Genomic DNA, 18749 nt, shown 5'->3' on the forward strand with positions numbered 1-18749 from the left:
CACCGGGTATACCCGGTGCCTGCGCGCCAATAGAAGCATCAGAACAGGAAGTAACGTTGAGCCATCGGCAACACCTCGGCTGGCTCGCACCACAGTAAAACGCCGTCAGCCTTGACCTGATAGGTCTGTGGATCGACTTCGATATCCGGCAGGTAATCGTTGTGGATCAAGTCGGTTTTCTGCACGTTACGACAACCCTTGACCACAGCGATCTGCTTTTTCAAACCCAGGGCCTCGGGCAATCCGGCGTCCTGGGCGGCCTGGCTGATAAAGGTCAGGCTGGTGGCGTGCAGCGAGCTGCCGAAGCTGGCGAACATCGGGCGATAGTGCACCGGTTGCGGCGTCGGGATCGAGGCGTTGGCGTCGCCCATCAGGCTTGAGGCAATCGCGCCGCCCTTGAGGATCAGGGTCGGTTTGATGCCGAAAAACGCCGGGCGCCAGAGCACCAGGTCGGCCCATTTGCCGACTTCGATGGAGCCGACAATATGGCTGACCCCGTGGGTGATCGCCGGGTTGATGGTGTACTTGGCGATGTAGCGTTTGGCGCGGAAGTTGTCGTTGCCCGGGCCGTCACCCTTCAGCGGGCCGCGCTGCTTTTTCATCTTGTCGGCGGTCTGCCAGGTGCGCGTGATCACCTCGCCGACGCGGCCCATGGCCTGGCTGTCGGAGCTGATCATCGAGAACGCGCCGAGGTCGTGCAGGATGTCTTCGGCGGCGATGGTCTCGCGGCGGATGCGGCTTTCGGCGAAGGCCACGTCTTCGGCAATGCTCGGATCGAGGTGATGGCAGACCATCAGCATGTCGAGGTGTTCGTCGATGGTGTTGCGGGTGAACGGCCGCGTCGGGTTGGTCGAACTTGGCAGCACGTTGGCAAAACCGCAGGCCTTGATGATGTCCGGCGCGTGGCCGCCACCAGCCCCTTCGGTGTGATAGGTGTGGATGGTGCGGCCCTTGAGCGCGGCGAGGGTGGTTTCGACGAAGCCCGATTCGTTGAGGGTGTCGCTGTGGATCGCCACCTGTACGTCGTATTCATCGGCGACGCTCAGGCAGTTGTCGATACTCGCCGGGGTGGTGCCCCAATCTTCATGCAGCTTCAAACCGATGGCGCCAGCCTTGACCTGCTCTATCAACGGCTCCGGCAGACTGGCGTTGCCTTTGCCGGTGAAGCCGATGTTCATCGGGAACGAATCGCTGGCCTGGAGCATGCGTGCCAGGTGCCACGGGCCGGAGGTACAGGTGGTGGCGTTGGTGCCGGTCGCAGGTCCCGTACCGCCGCCGATCATGGTGGTGACGCCGCTGGTCAGCGCCTCTTCGATTTGCTGCGGGCAGATGAAGTGCACGTGGCTGTCGATGCCACCGGCGGTGAGGATCATGCCTTCGCCCGCGATCACTTCGGTGCTGGCGCCGATGGCCATGGTCACACCGGGCTGGATGTCCGGGTTGCCCGCTTTGCCGATGGCGTGGATGCGGCCTTTCTTCAGACCGACGTCGGCTTTGACGATGCCCCAGTGGTCGATGATCAGCGCATTGGTGATCAGCGTGTCGACCACGTCATGGGCGAGCAACTGGCTTTGGCCCTGGCCATCACGGATGACTTTACCGCCGCCGAATTTGACTTCTTCGCCGTAGACCGTGAAGTCCTGTTCGACCTCGACAAACAGTTCGGTGTCGGCCAGGCGGACCTTGTCACCGACGGTGGGGCCGTACATGTCGGCGTAGGCTTGGCGGCTGATTTTCATGTGGTTGCCCTGATAAATATATGTTGAATGTGAATCCGCTTTCGCGAGCAAGCCCGCTCCCACATTTTGAAGTGCATTCTAAGTGTGGGAGCGGGCTTGCTCGCGAAGAGGGCCTAAAGATCACCCATAACTCGACCTGCAAACCCAAATACCCGTCTCCCACCGCTCAAGTCGACCAACTCGATTTCACGACTCTGCCCCGGCTCAAACCGCACCGCCGTGCCCGCCGGAATATTCAGGCGCATGCCACGGCTTGCAGCGCGATCAAACGTCAGCGCGTCATTGGTCTCGAAAAAATGGTAATGCGAGCCCACCTGGATCGGCCGGTCGCCGCTGTTGGCCACGCTGAGGATGACAGTACGGCGGCCGACGTTCAGTTCGATGTCGCCAGGCTGGATCTGATATTCACCAGGAATCATGCAGGTTGCCCCAGGGTCTTGAAGTAGATGGCGGTCGGGCTGTAGCGCCCGTCCGGGCTTTGGCAGTAGTCAGGCAATTCGCCGATCTTGGTGTAGCGCAGCGACTGGTAGAAGGCTTCGGCGGGTGAGCCGGCTTCGGTGTCCAGGTACAACAGGCCGCGCTTGTGCTGGCGGGCGGCGAGTTCCAGGGTGTTCATCAATTGCTGGCCGAGGCCATGGCGTCGTGCGCTGCTGTGCACCAGCAGCTTCTGCACTTCGGCGCGGTTGAGGCCGTTGGCTTTCTGGCACAGTGCTAACTGCACACTGGCGATCACTTGTTCATCACGCACCACCACCCATAGCAGCAGGCTGGCGTCTTCGATGCTGGCCTGCACGCCGCGCAGATACTCGCGGGCCTGGGCCTCGTCGAAGTCGGCCATGAAACCAACAGAGGCGCCATGCTTGACCGCGTCCAGCAACAGCTCGATCAAGCCCAGACGGTAATGGGCAAAACTTTCCGCATTGACTCGACGCAGTTGCGCGGCGTTCATCGACGTCACTCCTTGGGCGGTTCGGCGCCCGGGTTCAAGGTCAGTTGCATAAAGGTCAGGTCCAGCCAGCGGCCAAACTTGATGCCCACTTGGGGCATTTGCCCGGTGGTGATGAAGCCTTGGCGTTCATGCAAGCGGATCGAGGCCTGGTTGCCACTTTCGATGGCAGCGACCATGACGTGTTTGCCACAGCCACGTGCGCGTTCGATCAGGGCTTCCATCAGGCGTGGGCCCACGCCTTTGCCGCGCTGGTCGCTGCGCACGTACACCGAGTGCTCCACGCTGTAGCGGAAGCCTTCGAACGGGCGCCAATCGCCAAACGAGGCGTAGCCGGTGACTTCACCGTTTTCCACCGAGACGAGGATCGGATAGCCCTGGGCATGCCGCGCACTGAACCAGGCCTGGCGGTTGCCCAGGTCCACCGGTTGTTCGTTCCAGATCGCCGTGGTGTTCAGCACCGCGTCGTTGTAGATATCGCGGATCGCCGGCAAATCGTTTTGGGTTGCGTCACGAATCATTATCAGACCTCACGCAATCGGTTGGTGCACGGTGACCAGCTTGGTGCCGTCGGGGAAGGTGGCTTCCACCTGGATATCCGGGATCATTTCCGGGATTCCTTCCATCACTTGTTCGCGGCTGAGCAGGGTGGTGCCGAAGTGCATCAGGTCGGCCACGGTGCGGCCATCGCGAGCGCCTTCCATCAAGGCGGCGGAGATGTAGGCGATGGTTTCCGGGTAGTTGAGCTTCACCCCGCGTGCGAGGCGGCGTTCGGCCACAAGGCCTGCGGTGAAGATCAGCAGTTTGTCTTTTTCCCGTGGGGTCAGGTCCATGGTTCAAGTGCTCCAGATTCGGGGGGGGACGGCTTCACGGCCCAGTACTGCGGGGCGTAACAGGCGCCATAAATCGATCAGCCAAGCGCGAGCATGCAGCGCCTCGCTGGCCAGGCAGCGGGCGACCAGCAAGCCCGGCAATTGGGTCAGGTCGCCGCGCACCGCGTGGGGCAGGGCGCGGCAGGTTTCGAGTAATTCAGTGTCGATATCGCCCGTCAGCAGCAACGTGGCAAACACCGGTTGCCCGTCCAGGCCGATGGGCGAATCGAGCAAACCATCGGCGCCCACAATGCGCTGGCGCTCATGCCAGAGCAACTGGCCGTCGCGGCGGATATCCAGGTGCGATTGAAAATGGCCCAGGTCGAAGCGCTCGCCGCTGGCGGGGCGACCTAGAGCGACCACGTCCCAGTAGAACAACCGTGCATCACCCTGCAGATCGATACGCGTAGTGAGTTCGGCCTGGGCCGCGCTGAACACGATGGTTTCCTGGGGCAGCCATTCCAGCGTGGCGCCGGCTTCTACTGTCAGGTCGAGCTGTTGAAAAGCCGGCCCGCTGGCGCGATACCACTTGGCGGCGCCGGGGCTGGTCAGTTGCGCCCAGGCACCGGCGCCGACGTGGGCGCTGATGTCCAGGCGATCACCGCCGGCAATGCCTCCGGGCGGGTGCACGATGATGTGCTGGCACACCTCGGGGCCTTCGGCGTACAGGTGTTTTTGCACGCGCAACGGGCCGAGGTGGCGACGCATCACCGGCCGCGTGGTGTCGCCGAAGCGCGCATAGCCGAGTTCCAGCTCGGCGTGCCAGCTGGGGGTGAACAGGGCAGGAGTAACGGGCAGGTTCATGGCAGAGTATTTATCGTTAGGAGGCTACAGATTAGATGGTTACCAAGCCGCGCACACCTTCGCTTTCCATATTTTCACCACGGCCCTGCTGCACGATTTCACCACGGGACATCACCAGGTATTGGTCGGCCAGCTCGGCGGCAAAGTCGTAAAACTGCTCTACCAGCAGGATCGCCATGTCGCCACGCTCCGCCAGCTTCTTGATCACCGCACCGATCTCCTTGATCACCGACGGCTGGATGCCTTCGGTGGGTTCATCGAGGATCAGCAGTCGCGGTCGACTGGCCAGCGCGCGGCCGATCGCAAGCTGTTGCTGCTGCCCGCCGGACAGGTCACCGCCACGCCGGTGCTTCATCTGCAGCAACACCGGGAACAGCTCGTAGATGAACTCGGGCACTTCCTTGGCTTGCGAACCGGGGAAGCGCGAGAGCCCCATCAGCAGGTTTTCTTCCACCGTCAGCCGCCCGAAAATCTCCCGGCCCTGTGGCACGTAGGCGATGCCGGCATGCACACGCTGGTGCGGCTTGAACCCGGTGATGGTTTTGCCTTCCCAATTCACTGCGCCTTCTTTGGCTGGAAGCAAACCCATCAGGCATTTGAGCAAGGTAGTCTTGCCCACGCCGTTACGTCCGAGCAGGCAGGTGACTTCGCCGATCTTCACGTCAAACGACAGCCCGCGCAGGATGTGGCTACCGCCGTAGTACTGGTGCAACTTGTCGACTTGCAGCATGTTCAGCTCTCCTCAGCGACCGAGATAGACTTCGATCACCCGCTCATTTTCCTGCACCTGTTCCAGCGACCCTTCGGCCAGCACGCTGCCCTGGTGCAACACGGTGACGTGGTCGGCAATCGCGCCGACAAACCCCATGTCGTGTTCCACCACCATCAGCGAGTGCTTGCCCGCCAGGCGCTTGAACAGCTCGGCGGTGAATTCGGTTTCGGCGTCGGTCATGCCCGCCACTGGTTCATCCAGCAGCAACAATTGCGGGTCCTGCATCAGCAGCATGCCGATTTCCAGGAACTGCTTCTGACCGTGGGACAGCAACCCGGCCTGACGCTCTGCTGAGGCTGTCAGGCGGATGGTGTCGAGCACTTCGTCGATACGGTCTTTCTGCTCGCCACTCAAGCGTGCGCGCAGGCTGGCCCACACGGACTTGTCGGTCTTCTGCGCCAGCTCCAGGTTCTCGAACACGCTCAGGGCTTCGAACACCGTGGGTTTCTGGAACTTGCGGCCGATGCCGGCTTGGGCGATCTGCACTTCGCTCAGGCGGGTCAGGTCCAGGTTTTCACCAAACCAGGCGGTGCCGTGGCTGGGCCGGGTCTTGCCGGTAATCACGTCCATCAGCGTGGTCTTGCCCGCGCCGTTGGGGCCGATGATGCAGCGCAGTTCACCGACGCCGATATAGAGGTTGAGGTTGTTGAGCGCCTTGAAGCCATCAAAGCTGACGCTGATATCTTCCAGGGTCAGGATGGTGCCATGGCGCGTGTTGAGGCCCTTGCCGGCCACTTGGCCGAGGCCGATGGCATCGCGGCCGGCGCCTGCATCGAAAATAGGTTCAAGCATGACGTTCCTCATTTCTTCAGCAGGCCGATGACGCCCTTGGGCAGGTACAGGGTGACGATGATGAACAGCGCGCCGAGAAAGAACAGCCAGTATTCCGGAAAGGCCACGGTGAACCAGCTCTTCATGCCATTGACCACGCCAGCGCCGAGCAGCGGGCCGATCAAGGTCCCGCGCCCGCCAAGAGCAACCCACACGGCGGCTTCGATGGAGTTGGTCGGTGACATTTCGCTGGGGTTGATGATGCCCACCTGCGGCACGTACAACGCACCTGCCAAACCACATAGCACCGCGCTCAGTACCCACACGAACAGCTTGAAGCCGCGCGGATCGTAGCCGCAGAACATCAGGCGGTTTTCCGCATCACGCAGGGCGGTCAGCACTCGGCCGAACTTGCTGCGCGCCAGGCGCCAGCCGATGAACAGGCTCGCCATCAACAACAGCACCGTGGCCACAAACAACACCGCCCGTGTGCCTGGCTCGGTAATGCCGAAGCCGAGAATGCTGCGGAAATTGGTGAAGCCGTTATTGCCGCCAAAGCCGGTCTCGTTGCGAAAGAACAGCAGCATCCCGGCAAAGGTCAGGGCCTGGGTCATGATCGAGAAATACACGCCCTTGATACGCGAGCGGAAGGCAAAGAAGCCGAACACCAGCGCCAGCAAGCCTGGCGCCAACACCACCAGGCACAGCGCCCAGAGGAAGTGCTGGGTGCCGACCCAATACCAGGGCAATTCGGTCCACGACAGGAAGGTCATGAACGCCGGCAACTCATCGCCGGAGGCCTGGCGCATCAGGTACATGCCCATCGCGTAGCCACCGAGGGCGAAGAACAGGCCGTGGCCGAGGGACAACATCCCGGCGTAGCCCCACACCAGATCCAGCGCCAGGGCGACGATGGCGTAGCAGAGGATCTTGCCCACCAGGGTCAGGGTGTAGGCCGACACATGCAACGGGTTTTCCGGTGACAGCAGTGAACATAATGGCAACGCCAGCAGCAGCGCGAGAATCACCACGCCCACCGCAATCGTCACCTTAGGGCCAGCCTTTTGCGTGGCCGTCAGCATCAATGGTTGGTTCATCAGTCGATCACCCGTCCTTTCAGTGCGAAGAGTCCCTGCGGGCGTTTCTGGATAAACAGAATGATCAGCGCGAGGATCAGGATCTTGCCGAGTACGGCGCCGATCTGCGGTTCCAGGATCTTGTTGGCGATGCCTAGGCCAAAGGCGGCCATGACGCTACCGGCCAACTGGCCTACACCGCCAAGTACGACCACTAGGAAGGAATCGATGATGTAGCTCTGGCCCAGGTCCGGGCCGACGTTGCCGATCTGGCTCAGCGCCACGCCGCCCAACCCGGCGATACCTGAGCCCAGGCCAAACGCGAGCATGTCCACACGCCCGGTGGGCACGCCGCAGCAGGCCGCCATGTTGCGGTTCTGGGTGACGGCACGCACGTTGAGGCCCAAGCGGGTCTTGTTCAGCAGCAGCCAGGTCAGCACCACCACACACAGCGCGAAGGCGATGATCACGATGCGGTTGTACGGCAGCACCAGGTTGGGCAGCACTTGAATGCCACCGGACAACCACTCCGGGTTGGACACTTCGACGTTCTGCGCACCGAACAGCAATCGGACAAGCTGGATCAGCATCAGGCTGATGCCCCAGGTGGCGAGCAACGTTTCCAGTGGCCGACCGTAGAGGTGGCGAATCACCGTGCGCTCAAGGGCCATACCGATGGCGGCGGTGACAAAAAACGCCACGGGCAAGGCGATCAGCGGGTAGAACTCGATGGCTTGCGGCACGTAACGCTGCATCAGCAGTTGCACCACATACGTGGAGTAGGCGCCGAGCATCAGCATCTCGCCGTGGGCCATGTTGATCACGCCGAGAAGGCCGAAGGTGATTGCCAAACCCAGGGCTGCCAGCAGCAAAATCGAACCAAGGGACATACCGCTGAAGGCTTGCCCGAGGATTTCGCCGAGCATCAGCTTGCGTTTGACTTGGGCCAGGCTGGTTTCGGCGGCGGTGTGCACGGCTGCATCGGTCTCGACGCCGGGGGCGAGCAGCGCCTCAAGACGCGTGCGCGCCAGTGGATCACCGGTGCTGCCCAACAGGCGTACGGCGGCAAGACGAACGACGGGGTCGGGGTCGACCAGTTGCAGGTTGGCCAGGGCCAGACTGAGGGCGGTGTGCACGTCCTCGTTGGTCTCGGCGGCGACCTGCTGATCGAGGAATTTCAGTTGCGCCGGTTGTGCGCTTTTTTGCAGGGTCACCGCTGCGGCCAGGCGCACCTTGGGGTCGGCGGCGAGCAGTTGCTGGCTTGCTTGGACGTTGTCGATCAGGCTGCGCAGGCGGTTGTTCAGGCGCACGGTTTTGGTTTCACCGTTGAGCGTGAGTTGGCCTTGTGCAAGGGCGTCCACCAACTCGATGCGTGCCGGGTCGGGCTGGGTGGCCCAGTCCTGGAGCAGCTTCGCTTGTTGGCTGGGGTTGGCAGCCAGGAAGTCTTCGGCATCGCTGGCGTGTGCCGCCAAAGGCAGCAACAGCAGGGCCATAAGGATGAAGCGGTAAAAGGCAGTGGGCATAACAAAATGTCCTGATCATTCACGGACGGTGTGGGAGCTGGCTTGCCAGCGATGGCGATTTCAAGGACGCCATCGCCGACAAGCCGGCTCCTACAGAGATTTAGTTGCTCTTGACGGCATAGTCCGGCTTCTTGTCATTGCCGGGGATGTACGGACTCCACGGCTGTGCCCGGATCGGCTCCTGGGTCTGCCAGACCACCGAGAACTGCCCATCGGACTGGATCTCACCAATCATCACCGGCTTGTGCAGGTGGTGGTTGGTCTTGTCCATGGTCAGGGTGAAGCCCGAAGGCGCGGCGAACGTCTGCCCGGCCAGCGCTTCACGCACTTTTTCGACGTCGGTGGACTTGGCTTTTTCCGCCGCCTGCGCCCACATGTGGATGCCGACATAGGTGGCTTCCATCGGATCGTTGGTCACAGCTTTGTCGGCGCCTGGCAGGTTGTGTTTCTTGGCGTAGGCTTTCCAGTCGGCAACGAATTTCTTGTTGACCGGGTTCTCCACCGACTGGAAGTAGTTCCAGGCGGCGAGGTTGCCCACCAGCGGCTTGGTGTCGATGCCGCGCAGTTCTTCTTCACCTACGGAGAACGCCACCACCGGTACGTCGGTGGCTTTCAGGCCTTGGTTGGCCAGTTCTTTGTAGAACGGCACGTTGGAATCGCCGTTCACGGTGGAGATCACCGCGGTCTTGCCGCCGGCCGAGAACTTCTTGATGTTGGCGACGATGGTCTGGTAATCGGCGTGGCCGAACGGGGTGTAGACCTCTTCGATATCTTTATCCGCTACGCCTTTGGCATGCAGGAACGAACGCAGGATCTTGTTGGTGGTGCGCGGGTACACGTAGTCGGTGCCAAGGAGGAAGAAGCGCTTGGCGCTGCCGCCTTCTTCGCTCATCAGGTATTCCACGGCCGGGATCGCCTGCTGGTTCGGCGCCGCACCGGTATAGAACACGTTTGGCGACATCTCTTCGCCTTCGTATTGCACCGGGTAGAACAGCAGGCCGTTGAGTTCTTCGAACACGGGCAACACGGATTTACGCGACACCGAGGTCCAGCAACCGAACACCACCGCGACTTTGTCCTGGGTCAGCAATTGCCGGCCCTTTTCCGCGAACAGCGGCCAGTTCGACGCCGGGTCGACCACCACCGGCTCAAGCATCTTGCCGTTCACACCGCCTTTGGCGTTGATCTCGTCGATGGTCATCAGCGCCATGTCTTTGAGCGAGGTTTCGGAGATCGCCATGGTGCCGGACAACGAGTGCAGGATGCCGACCTTGATGGTCTCGGCGGCCTGGATCGTCCAGGTCATGCCCATGGCGGCAATGGACGCCGAAAGAGTGAAAGCCTTGATCAAGCTGCGACGCTTCATGGTGCGATCTCCGTGAACTCAAAATTGTTATGAGGGGGACAAAGTCGAGGAGGTGATTGCAAGCGCTGTGCCTAGTCGGGAAAGGGCATGAAATAGTCGCTTTGCCGCGTGTTGCGCGCGGGTTGCGCACCATCAAATGGCAGGGCGGGGTGCCAGGTGCATCGCGATGCGCTACAACGGGGCGCAGTCAGCGCTTGCGCATCAGTCCGATGAAAAACACCCCGCCAATCGCCGCCGTGGCCACGCCGATGGGCAGGTGTTCAGGGGCGATCAGCGTGCGCGCAGCCACGTCCAGCCATACCAGGCACAGCCCGGACGCAAGGCTACAGAAGGCCTCTGTGTTGGGCATCTCGCCGGTTTCATGCTGAACCCGAGGCAGATTCACGTTGCGCAAAAAAGCGCGACAGCACCAGGCGATCCAGTGCCCACACCGCAATCAAAGACGCGCCAACAAGAGGAAAAATGATCGCCAGGGCGAGCATGATCACCATCGCGGTTTTCCACTTTGGCAGGTCATGACGCAGCGGCGGAACGCCCAGGCCGCCTTGAGGCCGACGCTTCCACCAGATGACCACGCCGCTGACGGCGCTGAGCAGGATCATCAGGCAGATCAACAGCACGATCAGCTGATTGACCCAACCGAACATCTTGCCTTCGTGCAGCATCACGCCGGTCTCGGTGGCTCGCGCGACCAGGTTGTAATGTTCCCAACGCACATCGGCCAGCACCTTGCCGGTGTATTGGTCCACGTGCAGGGTGGCGTCATTGCGTGGGTCGTTGGCGAACACCGCGACGGTGAATACACCTTCGGCGGTGGTGGGGAAGGTGATGCTGTAGCCGGGCTCGACGTGGCGTGCGTTGGCCAAGTCGACCACTTGTTGCAAGCGCAAGGTGGGCGCCGCCGGAGCTGAATGCATAGCGCCGTGGTTCATGTGTTCGGCATGGTCGCCGGACACCGGCATCGGCGTGTTTTCGATGGCCCAGGGCACGGTCTGTTGGCTGGCCGTATTGAGCACGCGCGCCTGTTGGTCCGACTGCGGCACGTTGTTCCACATCGCCGCCGGGAAGGTGTTCCACAGGTCGGCATATTGCTTGCCCCAGAAGCCGGTCCAGGTCATGCCGCTCAGCAGCATCACCAGCAACAAGGACGCGCCCCAGAAACCGGTGACCGCATGCATATCGCGCCAAAGCACCCGGCCACGACTGTTGAAACGCGGCCACAGCACACCCGCCGAGGACTTGCCGCGTGGCCACCACAGGTACAGGCCCGACACCACCAGCATCACGCCCCAACCGGCGGCGAGTTCCACCAGGCGATCGCCGACGGTGCCTATCATCAGCTCGCCGTGCAGGGCGCGGGCGATGGCTTGCAGGTTGTATTTCGAGTCCTGCTCACCGAGGACCGTGCCGCGATAGGGGTCGACGAACACGGTTACTTCGCGGCCTCTGTCGTGCATCACGAATTGCGCGCTGCTGGTGCTGTCGGCAGGGGGCAGGTATTTGCTGATCGCGGCGTTGGGGTAGGCGGTTTTGGCGCGTTGCAGTTGCTCGTCGGCGCTCAGGGCGTGCTCGGCGGTTTGGACCTTGAGCAGGTCGCCGTACATCAGTGGGTCGAGTTGGGGTTTGAACAGGTAGATGATGCCGGTCAGGGCCAGTAGCACCATGAACGGGGCGACGAAGAGGCCGGCGTAGAAGTGCCAGCGCCAGGCCAGGTTGTAGAAGGAAATCTTTTGAGTGCTCATCAGGGGCTCCGCAAGGCTTTGAATTTTTTGTGTCAGGTAGGCCGTCATCGGGGGCAAGTCGCACCGCCCCCGATGCTTTTTAGAAGCTCATATCCACCTTGGTCCACAGGGTGCGACCAGGCTCCTTGATGGCCTGCGGGTCACTGGCCGGGTAGCCGAACCCGGCATTGCCGGCCAGGTTCAAGTGCTCGGCGTAGGCCTTGCCGAACAGGTTGTCGACGCCGGTACTGACCTTGAAGTGCTTGTTGATGCGATACGCCGCGTTCAGCGAGAACACGCCAAAGCCGCCGCTCTTGTCGAAGTCCTTGCCGACCACGTTGCCCTTGTTCTGGTCGATGCGGTTTTGTGCGGCGACCACACGCCACAGCGCGCCTGCGCTCCAGTCATCCTCGCTGTAGGTCAGGCCCAGGCGTGCGTCCAGCGGGGGCATTTGCGGCAGGGCTTTGCCGTCGCTGCTGTTCTTGCCCCAGGCGTAGGCGAGGGTGGCGTCGGCTTTCCAGTTGCTCGCCAGTTTGTACGCTGCGCCCAGTTCGCCGCCCATGATGCGGGCGTCGACGTTGCGGGCCTGGGAGGTGGTGCCCATCATTCCGGGTCGGTAGTCGAACAGGATGAAGTCCTGCACCCGACCGATGTAACCCGAAGCCCAGGCTTCCATGTCTTCGGCTTTGTACTGCGCGCCGAAATCGAGCTGGGTGGTTTTCTCTGGCTTCACGCCGTCGAAGGCATTTACCGAGCCGGCGGCGCCGGTGTTGGGCGAAAACAGCTCCCAGTAGTCGGGGAAACGCTCGGAGTGGCCCAGGCCTGCGTAGAGGGTGGTGGGGCTGTCGGCCAGGTCGTGTTCATAGCGCACGAAGCCCGAGGGCAAGGTGTCCGCGCGGGTGTTGTCAGCCGTCGGATTGGGGCGCTTCATCATGCCGGAACCGGTGCTCTGCCGGAAATCCTTGGCCGAGGCGCGGTCCAGGCGCGCGCCAGTGATCAGCCGTTCGCGGTCGGCGGCGTACCAGGTCAGTTCGCCAAACACACCATAGTTGTGGAAGTTGGCGTCCTTGACCCGTGGCAGGTCCTTGTAGGTATCGATGCCCATGCTGCTGCGCTGGCGGTGTTCGTTGGTCTGCGCATCCAGGCCGCTGATCAACTGCACATCGGCCCAGCGCCAGGTGGCCTTGATGCGCGCGCCGAGGGTGCGCCGGTCGACGTTGGATGCCATCGGCCCGGCCATCATGCCGGTGCCCGAGGGCGTGCGCAGGCTGTAGTTGTCCATCACATGGTCGGCGTAGTTGTAGTAGACCTGGGCTTCGACCTTGTCGAGGACTTCGCCAATGTTGGATTTTTCGAAACGCAGCCCCAGGCTTTCGCGCAGGAACTGCGAACCATCCATGCCGCGCCCGGCGTAGCGTGCTTCGCCATCGCCACGGCCGGCAGTGAGTTCCAGCAGGGTGTCGGCGTCGGGGGTGAAACCGACGGCCACGTCGCCGTTCCATTTGTCGTAGCGCGAGGCGACGGTGTCGTTGTTGCCGTCCTTATAGTCATCAGCGTGGGCCTGGTTGCCGATCACCCGCACATAGCCCAGCGGACCCCCGGCGGCGGCATCAATCACTTTGTCGAAACGCCCGTTGGAACCGGCCAGCACGCTAGCGTTGAGCCGCGTACCCAGCTCTCCGAATTGCTCAGGCTCACGCTCGAACAGCACCGTGCCGGCCGACGCGCCAGGACCCCAGAGCACGGTCTGCGGGCCTTTGATTACGGTGAGTTTGTCGTAGGTTTCCGGTGAGATGTACGAGGTGGGCGCATCCATGCGGCCCGGGCAGGCGCCAAGCATCATGCTGCCATTGGTGAGGATATTCAGGCGCGAGCCGAACATGCCGCGCAGTACCGGGTCGCCATTCGTGCCGCCATTGCGCACCAGGGCGAAGCCGGGGATGGTCTTGAGATAATCGCCGCCATCGCTGGCGGGCACCGGTTGGCGCGGGTCTTTCGGGTTGGTGATCACGGTCAGCGGTGAGCTGGGGGCGATTGCGGTAATGACGGTAGGGCTCAATTCATTTTCGTCGGCGTGAGCCATCGGAGCCAGCAGTGCGCCGCACAGAACGGCGAACACGGGAGTACATCCCAAACGGGTGTCAGCAGAAAACCTGGACATGACAAATTCCATCAATCAATCGTAAACAACACGGCCAGCAGCCTGCGGCTGTCTGTCTAAAGTCGGCCGGGGTGAAGTAACGCTGTGAAGTGCTTACGAAGCGATGGGCGGCGCGCGGCTGCGGGCGCCGGGGAAAATGCTTTGCCGGGCATGGCCCAGGCGCGTGGCGGGGGTGAGGGCGTTGGCGGGCGGCGGACTGCTCTGGGTGAAGGTTGAAACGCCGCCGGGCAAGGCGGGGCAGCTGTAGAGCAGGTCGCAATAGCCGCATTTGGACCAGAGGGCGTGGTGTTCGTCAGGGGTTTTCTTGTGATGGGAGTCGCCGTGGTCCATCGGCATGTCCATCGACATACCGGCGTGATGGTCCATCGGCATCGCTTGGGAAATCAGCGGACCGATAAAGATCATCAGCATGGCGAACAGGCTGATCCAACCGCCGCGCCTTACGCGGGCGTGTGGGGAGAGCCTGGCGCGAGGGGCGCCCATTACGTGTCAGTCTATTGCGGGTGCTTGTGTGCGTGGCCGGCCATCGGCGGTACTTTCTGTACCGACACTTGCACCGCGACCTTGCCGGCTTTTTCGAAGGTCAGGGTCAGCGGGAATTGCTTGCCGTCGGCCAACAGGCTGCGGTCTTTGAGGCCGAGCAGCATCACGTGGTAGGCCATGGGCGCGAAGGTCAGGTCACCCTTGGCCGGTACGGCGACGCTGGGCACTTGCTGCATCTTCATCAGGTCGCCCTGCATGACGTGTTCATGCAGCTCGGCCTTTTCCGCCACTGGCGTTTCGACGCTGAGCAGGCGGTCCGGGGATTCGCCGGTGTTATGAATCACAAAATAGGCAGCGACAGTCGGCGCATTCGGCGGCAACTCCTGGGACCAGGGTTCGCTGACCACTAGGTCACCGGACTTGTAGTCCTCGGCATTGGCAGCACTGAACACCGGCAGCAGCAACGCAGCCAGAAGCAGGGAAGATTTGAGCATGGCAGTTCTCCAGAACGGTTCTAAACGCAGTTCACTTGCGAAGAAAATCAGACCGTTGGAGAGGCGCGGGGGTTGAGGCTTGGCCATTGCTGGCGCGGGGTCGGGCTTTGCAGCCGGGGCGACGGCAAGCTCTGGGAGGTACTGAATTGAGTGAGATACAACTGCGGCACATGCCCCGGCAACGCCACCAACGGCGCCGAGCCCGAGCAACACCAGCAATGCTGCATGGTGGAATGATCGTCCTGCTGCGGCGCCGGAATCTCCAGCTTGCCCAGGGCGATGGTCTTGAGCGTAGCGCCATTGGAGGAGCAGAAACTGCCCCACAGCAACTGCTGCATCGGGTCCTGGGACTGTTGCATTGCGCTGGCCATCGGCATGGCAAAGGCGTTGAACAGCACTGCGAGGCAGGCGATCCAGGCGATTGCAAAGCGTTGACGGGCCATGGCGGACAATCCGTAGGGTTAAACGATCAGGGGGGTATTTAGCCTGATCGTAGGAGATAAGTAAAAACAGGGCATGTGGTTTGGTGTCGCAGTGCCAGTGGTTGAGGATAGACGGGAACTGAGAGGTTGCCGATATCAAGGACAACGCGGTGCTAAATGTGGGAGCGGGCTTGCTCGCGAATGCGGAGTGTCAGCCAATACATCGGGTGACTGACACACCGTCTTCGCGAGCAAGCCCGCTCCCACATTTTGGATTGCGCTCGGCTCGGATATGGAGTCATTCGACAGAAATATCCGACAAGCCTTTAAGGTGCCCCTAGGAAACTCAATCCCTGGTCTCCGTACATCGCTGCAAACTCAGCGGTCGGGCGTCGCGGCCCGGATTTCTCCAGACGCCGAAGCGTCATTGTCTCCTTTCAGTTGGCGTTTTTTTATCATCTACTGTGCGGCGCTATGGCGGCTGTGCGCGGGATACCTTCGGGTATGCCGGTGTTTTGGAGAATCGGTCCGCGAACCTGCGTACAGCTGCCACCCCCATCGCGTCGCGGCGATCAGTGGCAGCTCCTTTTTACTTCTCCGGAGCTTCACCATGATCAAACCCACTCCCAATCCCCCCGTCCGTCTCTTTACCGTTACCGACGGCATCAGCACCGAAGACCTGCTGGTCAACCTCAGCGAAACCCTCGCTTCAGCCAATGCGCTCAGCTGCGATCTTGCGTTTAACCTGGAAGGCTCGAAACGAGAGGAATTGCTCGGCGTTGCGCAGTTGATCGAGTTGGCGCAGTTGCTGGCGGACCGTTTGCACGCCGCATCTGCACTGTAGGAGCCGGCTTGCCGGCGATGAGGCTCTTGAGACTTGCGGTGAATCTGTGGGCCTCATCGCTGGCAAGCCAGCTCCAGGTCTGGTGTTGCACACTTTATGCTGTGGGAACTCCGTGGACCTGCATATCAACACCCAGGGCTTTTCTAATCACCGCAAAAATCGCCGCTAGATTATCCATGCTTGGATTGCCACTGGCTGACAGCATCCGGTGCAAGCTTTTACTCGGTTTTGACGTTTCTTTAGCAAGGCCCTCAAAGCCTACTGTGGCGTTGACCAGATCACGCAGAATGACACGTGAAACTTCTGGCTCACCATTGAGAAACAGCGTGGCAGCCTCATCGAGGAGAGCCTGGGCAAATTCAGGATCGCGCTGAGCGCGTTCGGCAATGGTGTGTTTGTAGCTGCGGGTAAGCGCCATGCTGGTTACCTCTGTTGTTTCAATTTCTTGTCACGCTGATGTTCATTGATCAGCGACTTCACGACTTTGATATCGCGCTTTTGACTGGATTTGTCGCCACCACCGAACAGTATGATTAGTCGGTGGGTTTCTCGTATCAGATAGATTCGCAGGCCCGGTCCCCAGTCGATGCGGTACTCGCCCAGCCCATCGAACCACTTGATGTTGCTGGTGTTGCCCATTTCGAGTCGAACCAAAGCGGTGGAAACTCGGGTGGCTGCCGGCACACTCAAAGATGAAAACCACTCATCGAAGGGGCTGGACTGGTTATCGCGTCGGTATTCTTCAATCTCAATCATTAGCCGTCCTGAAGGTAACAAATAGGTTACTAATCAAGCAAGCGAGCGATCCTGACTTATTGAATGAAATTTGCCAACGCGATGAGTGTTTCTTCAGGCGACAAGAGTTCCCGATCTACTTGCGCCAACACCGGCCGCTTCAACACCAACACCGGCACCCCACGCTCCCGCGCCACTTCCAACTTCGGCTCCGTTGCGGTACTACCGCTGTTCTTGCTGATCAGCACATCAATCCCGCGCCTTTCGAACAACGCGCGCTCATCCTCGATCAAAAACGGCCCCCGCGCGCCAATCACGTCACACCGCGCATTCCCCGGATACACATCCAGTGCACGCAGCGTCCAGAATTGCTCCGGCGGGATTTCATCCAAATGCTGCAACGGCTCGCGGCCCAAGGTGAATAGCGGGCGTTTGAACGGCTTCAACGCTTCAATCAACGACGCCCAATCACTGACCTCACGCCAGTCATCCACCGCCTGCGCCTGCCACGCCGGTCGGCGCAAGGCCCAGCAAGGGACGCCGCTCAACTGCGCAGCCTCGGCCGCATTGCGGCTGATCTGCGCCGCATACGGATGGGTCGCGTCGAGAATCAGGCTAATACCCTCATTCCGAACAAACTGCGCCAAGCCCTCGGGCCCGCCGTAACCGCCCACCCGCACTTGGCATATCAGGTCAGTCGGCACTCGGCCCACACCGGCCAAACTGTAGATATGTTCCGGGCCCAACGTACGGGCAATGGCCAGCGCTTCAGTCACGCCGCCCAACAACAGGATGCGTTTCATAGCGGCTTGACCACTTCCAGCAACGTGATCGGCAGCGCCTGTCGCCACGTATCGAATTCGCCCAGCGGCTGGGCCTGGGCGACATGGATACGCGTCAGTTCGCCGCCATAACGCGCACGCCAGTCCATCAAGGTCATTTCGCTTTGCAGGGTCACAGCATTGGCGACCAGCCGCCCGCCCGGCCGCAGGTGTTGCCAGCAGGTCTCGAGCACGCCGTCGCGTGTGACGCCGCCGCCGATGAAGATGGCGTCCGGTGCCTCCAGGCCGCTTAAAGCCTCGGGCGCTTTGCCGCGAACCAGTTGCAGGCCCGGCACGCCCAGGGCGTCGCGGTTGTGTTCGATCAGGCCTTGGCGACCTTCATCCGCTTCAATCGCCACTGCACGGCAACTCGGATGAGCGCGCATCCATTCAATACCAATGGAGCCACTGCCCGCGCCCACGTCCCACAGCAGTTCGCCGGGCATCGGCGCGAGGCGGGCGAGGGTCATGGCGCGTACATCGCGTTTGGTCAGTTGGCCGTCATGTTTGAAGGCTGAGTCCGGCAGGCCGGCCAGACGTGACAGGCGCACAGCCTGCGGGTCAGACACGCAGTCGATGGCAACCAGATTCAAATCGGCGATTGGCGCGTGCTGCCAATCAACAGCCAGCCCGTCGATGCGCCGCTCATCCGTGCCACCCAAATGTTCAAACACGCTCAAGCGGCTCGGCCCAAACCCGCACGAAGCCAACAAAGCGGCAATCAACGCCGGACTGCGACCGTCATTGCTCAACACCAACAAGCGCACGCCACTGGCCAGATGCGCATTCAGCGCCGCCAGCGGCCGGGCGACCACGGACAGCGTCACCACTTCCTGCAACGGCCAGCCCAACCGCGCTGCCGCCAACGACACCGACGACGGTGCGGGCAAGATCAGCAACTCTTCAGCGGCCACCTGCCGTGTCAGACTCGCGCCCACGCCATAGAACATCGGGTCCCCACTGGCCAACACACACACCGGTTCGCCGCGCCGCGCCAGCAGCGGTTCCAGGGAAAACGGGCTCGGCCATAACTCCCGCTCGCCGCGAATACACACCGGCAACAGGTCCAACTGGCGCTGAGCACCTATAATCCGCGTGGCGCGCAATAGGGCATGCCGGGCATTCCTGCCCAGCCCCTTGAAGCCGTCTTCACCGATGCCTACAACCGTCAGCCAGGGCGACATAACAATTCCTTGAAC

General features: G+C 61.5%; 22 protein-coding genes. 1 reads left to right on the forward strand and 21 read right to left on the reverse strand.

What is annotated here, in order from left to right:
- Positions 1-38: 38 nt before the first annotated feature.
- The 17 genes from ureC to RB216_RS02845 form a co-directional block, all read right to left on the reverse strand.
- Entirely contained in the window at positions 39-1739 is a 1701-nt protein-coding gene (ureC, locus tag RB216_RS02765) for an urease subunit alpha (RefSeq protein WP_308908291.1), read from the reverse strand.
- Between the two features lie 113 nt (positions 1740-1852).
- Positions 1853-2158 (reverse strand): urease subunit beta, encoded by a 306-nt coding sequence (locus tag RB216_RS02770; RefSeq protein WP_028615551.1) that lies wholly within the window; start codon positions 2156-2158, stop codon positions 1853-1855.
- Positions 2155-2688 carry a GNAT family N-acetyltransferase gene (locus RB216_RS02775; protein ID WP_068935298.1) on the reverse strand — a complete coding sequence of 178 codons (534 nt, stop codon included), beginning with the start codon at positions 2686-2688 and terminating at the stop codon, positions 2155-2157. Before RB216_RS02775 ends, RB216_RS02770 begins: the two co-directional genes overlap by 4 nt.
- 5 nt (positions 2689-2693) lie before the next feature.
- Positions 2694-3206 carry a GNAT family N-acetyltransferase gene (locus RB216_RS02780; RefSeq protein ID WP_028615553.1) on the reverse strand — a complete coding sequence of 171 codons (513 nt, stop codon included), beginning with the start codon at positions 3204-3206 and terminating at the stop codon, positions 2694-2696.
- 9 nt (positions 3207-3215) lie between these two features.
- Positions 3216-3518 (reverse strand): urease subunit gamma, encoded by a 303-nt coding sequence (locus RB216_RS02785; protein ID WP_010213535.1) that lies wholly within the window; start codon positions 3516-3518, stop codon positions 3216-3218.
- A gap of 3 nt (positions 3519-3521) precedes the next feature.
- Positions 3522-4361, reverse strand: coding sequence for an urease accessory protein UreD (locus RB216_RS02790; protein WP_028615554.1), 840 nt, complete (start codon positions 4359-4361; stop codon positions 3522-3524).
- 31 nt (positions 4362-4392) lie between these two features.
- Positions 4393-5091 carry an urea ABC transporter ATP-binding subunit UrtE gene (gene urtE / locus RB216_RS02795; protein WP_028615555.1) on the reverse strand — a complete coding sequence of 233 codons (699 nt, stop codon included), beginning with the start codon at positions 5089-5091 and terminating at the stop codon, positions 4393-4395.
- Positions 5092-5103: 12 nt separating this feature from the next.
- Complete coding sequence (gene urtD, locus RB216_RS02800) at positions 5104-5937, reverse strand: urea ABC transporter ATP-binding protein UrtD (protein WP_163002065.1); 834 nt, start codon at positions 5935-5937, stop codon at positions 5104-5106.
- On the reverse strand, positions 5934-7001 hold the full coding sequence (urtC, locus tag RB216_RS02805; RefSeq protein WP_028615557.1) for an urea ABC transporter permease subunit UrtC: 1068 nt from the start codon (positions 6999-7001) through the stop codon (positions 5934-5936). The genes urtD and urtC overlap by 4 nt, the downstream gene beginning before the upstream one ends.
- Positions 7001-8503 (reverse strand): urea ABC transporter permease subunit UrtB, encoded by a 1503-nt coding sequence (gene urtB / locus RB216_RS02810; RefSeq protein WP_236317926.1) that lies wholly within the window; start codon positions 8501-8503, stop codon positions 7001-7003. The genes urtC and urtB overlap by 1 nt, the downstream gene beginning before the upstream one ends.
- A 100-nt stretch (positions 8504-8603) precedes the next feature.
- Positions 8604-9869 (reverse strand): urea ABC transporter substrate-binding protein, encoded by a 1266-nt coding sequence (gene urtA / locus RB216_RS02815; protein WP_308908293.1) that lies wholly within the window; start codon positions 9867-9869, stop codon positions 8604-8606.
- 187 nt (positions 9870-10056) lie between these two features.
- Positions 10057-10254: an iron chelate uptake ABC transporter family permease subunit gene (locus RB216_RS02820; RefSeq protein WP_372514749.1), complete on the reverse strand. Its 198-nt coding sequence runs from the start codon at positions 10252-10254 to the stop codon at positions 10057-10059.
- Entirely contained in the window at positions 10229-11611 is a 1383-nt protein-coding gene (locus RB216_RS02825; RefSeq protein WP_028615560.1) for a PepSY-associated TM helix domain-containing protein, read from the reverse strand. The genes RB216_RS02820 and RB216_RS02825 overlap by 26 nt, the downstream gene beginning before the upstream one ends.
- Before the next feature lie 79 nt (positions 11612-11690).
- On the reverse strand, positions 11691-13751 hold the full coding sequence (locus RB216_RS02830) for a TonB-dependent copper receptor (RefSeq protein WP_308908294.1): 2061 nt from the start codon (positions 13749-13751) through the stop codon (positions 11691-11693).
- 93 nt (positions 13752-13844) lie between these two features.
- Positions 13845-14234 carry a DUF2946 domain-containing protein gene (locus tag RB216_RS02835; protein ID WP_028615562.1) on the reverse strand — a complete coding sequence of 130 codons (390 nt, stop codon included), beginning with the start codon at positions 14232-14234 and terminating at the stop codon, positions 13845-13847.
- 11 nt (positions 14235-14245) lie between these two features.
- Positions 14246-14728: a copper chaperone PCu(A)C gene (locus RB216_RS02840; protein WP_305383463.1), complete on the reverse strand. Its 483-nt coding sequence runs from the start codon at positions 14726-14728 to the stop codon at positions 14246-14248.
- 47 nt (positions 14729-14775) lie between these two features.
- Entirely contained in the window at positions 14776-15171 is a 396-nt protein-coding gene (locus RB216_RS02845) for a DUF2946 domain-containing protein (protein ID WP_308908295.1), read from the reverse strand.
- 589 nt (positions 15172-15760) lie between these two features.
- On the opposite strand from RB216_RS02845, the gene RB216_RS02850 reads away from it, so the two are divergent.
- A complete protein-coding gene (locus tag RB216_RS02850) occupies positions 15761-15994 on the forward strand; it encodes a DUF6124 family protein (RefSeq protein WP_028615565.1) in 234 nt (77 codons plus the stop codon).
- 94 nt (positions 15995-16088) lie between these two features.
- Here RB216_RS02850 and RB216_RS02855 read toward each other — a convergent pair whose 3' ends face one another.
- The 4 genes from RB216_RS02855 to RB216_RS02870 are packed head-to-tail and all read right to left on the reverse strand — an operon-like array spanning position 16089 to position 18734.
- Complete coding sequence (locus RB216_RS02855; protein WP_025859536.1) at positions 16089-16412, reverse strand: helix-turn-helix domain-containing transcriptional regulator; 324 nt, start codon at positions 16410-16412, stop codon at positions 16089-16091.
- Between the two features lie 5 nt (positions 16413-16417).
- Positions 16418-16750 (reverse strand): type II toxin-antitoxin system RelE/ParE family toxin, encoded by a 333-nt coding sequence (locus RB216_RS02860; RefSeq protein WP_028615566.1) that lies wholly within the window; start codon positions 16748-16750, stop codon positions 16418-16420.
- Between the two features lie 56 nt (positions 16751-16806).
- The gene (locus RB216_RS02865; RefSeq protein WP_028615567.1) at positions 16807-17532 is read right to left on the reverse strand and encodes a cobalt-precorrin-6A reductase; all 726 of its coding nucleotides are present in this window, start codon (positions 17530-17532) and stop codon (positions 16807-16809) included.
- Entirely contained in the window at positions 17529-18734 is a 1206-nt protein-coding gene (locus RB216_RS02870; RefSeq protein WP_028615568.1) for a bifunctional cobalt-precorrin-7 (C(5))-methyltransferase/cobalt-precorrin-6B (C(15))-methyltransferase, read from the reverse strand. The genes RB216_RS02865 and RB216_RS02870 overlap by 4 nt, the downstream gene beginning before the upstream one ends.
- Positions 18735-18749 lie beyond the last annotated feature (15 nt).

Source organism: Pseudomonas canadensis (assembly GCF_030980095.1).
Lineage (GTDB): Bacteria > Pseudomonadota > Gammaproteobacteria > Pseudomonadales > Pseudomonadaceae > Aquipseudomonas > Aquipseudomonas canadensis.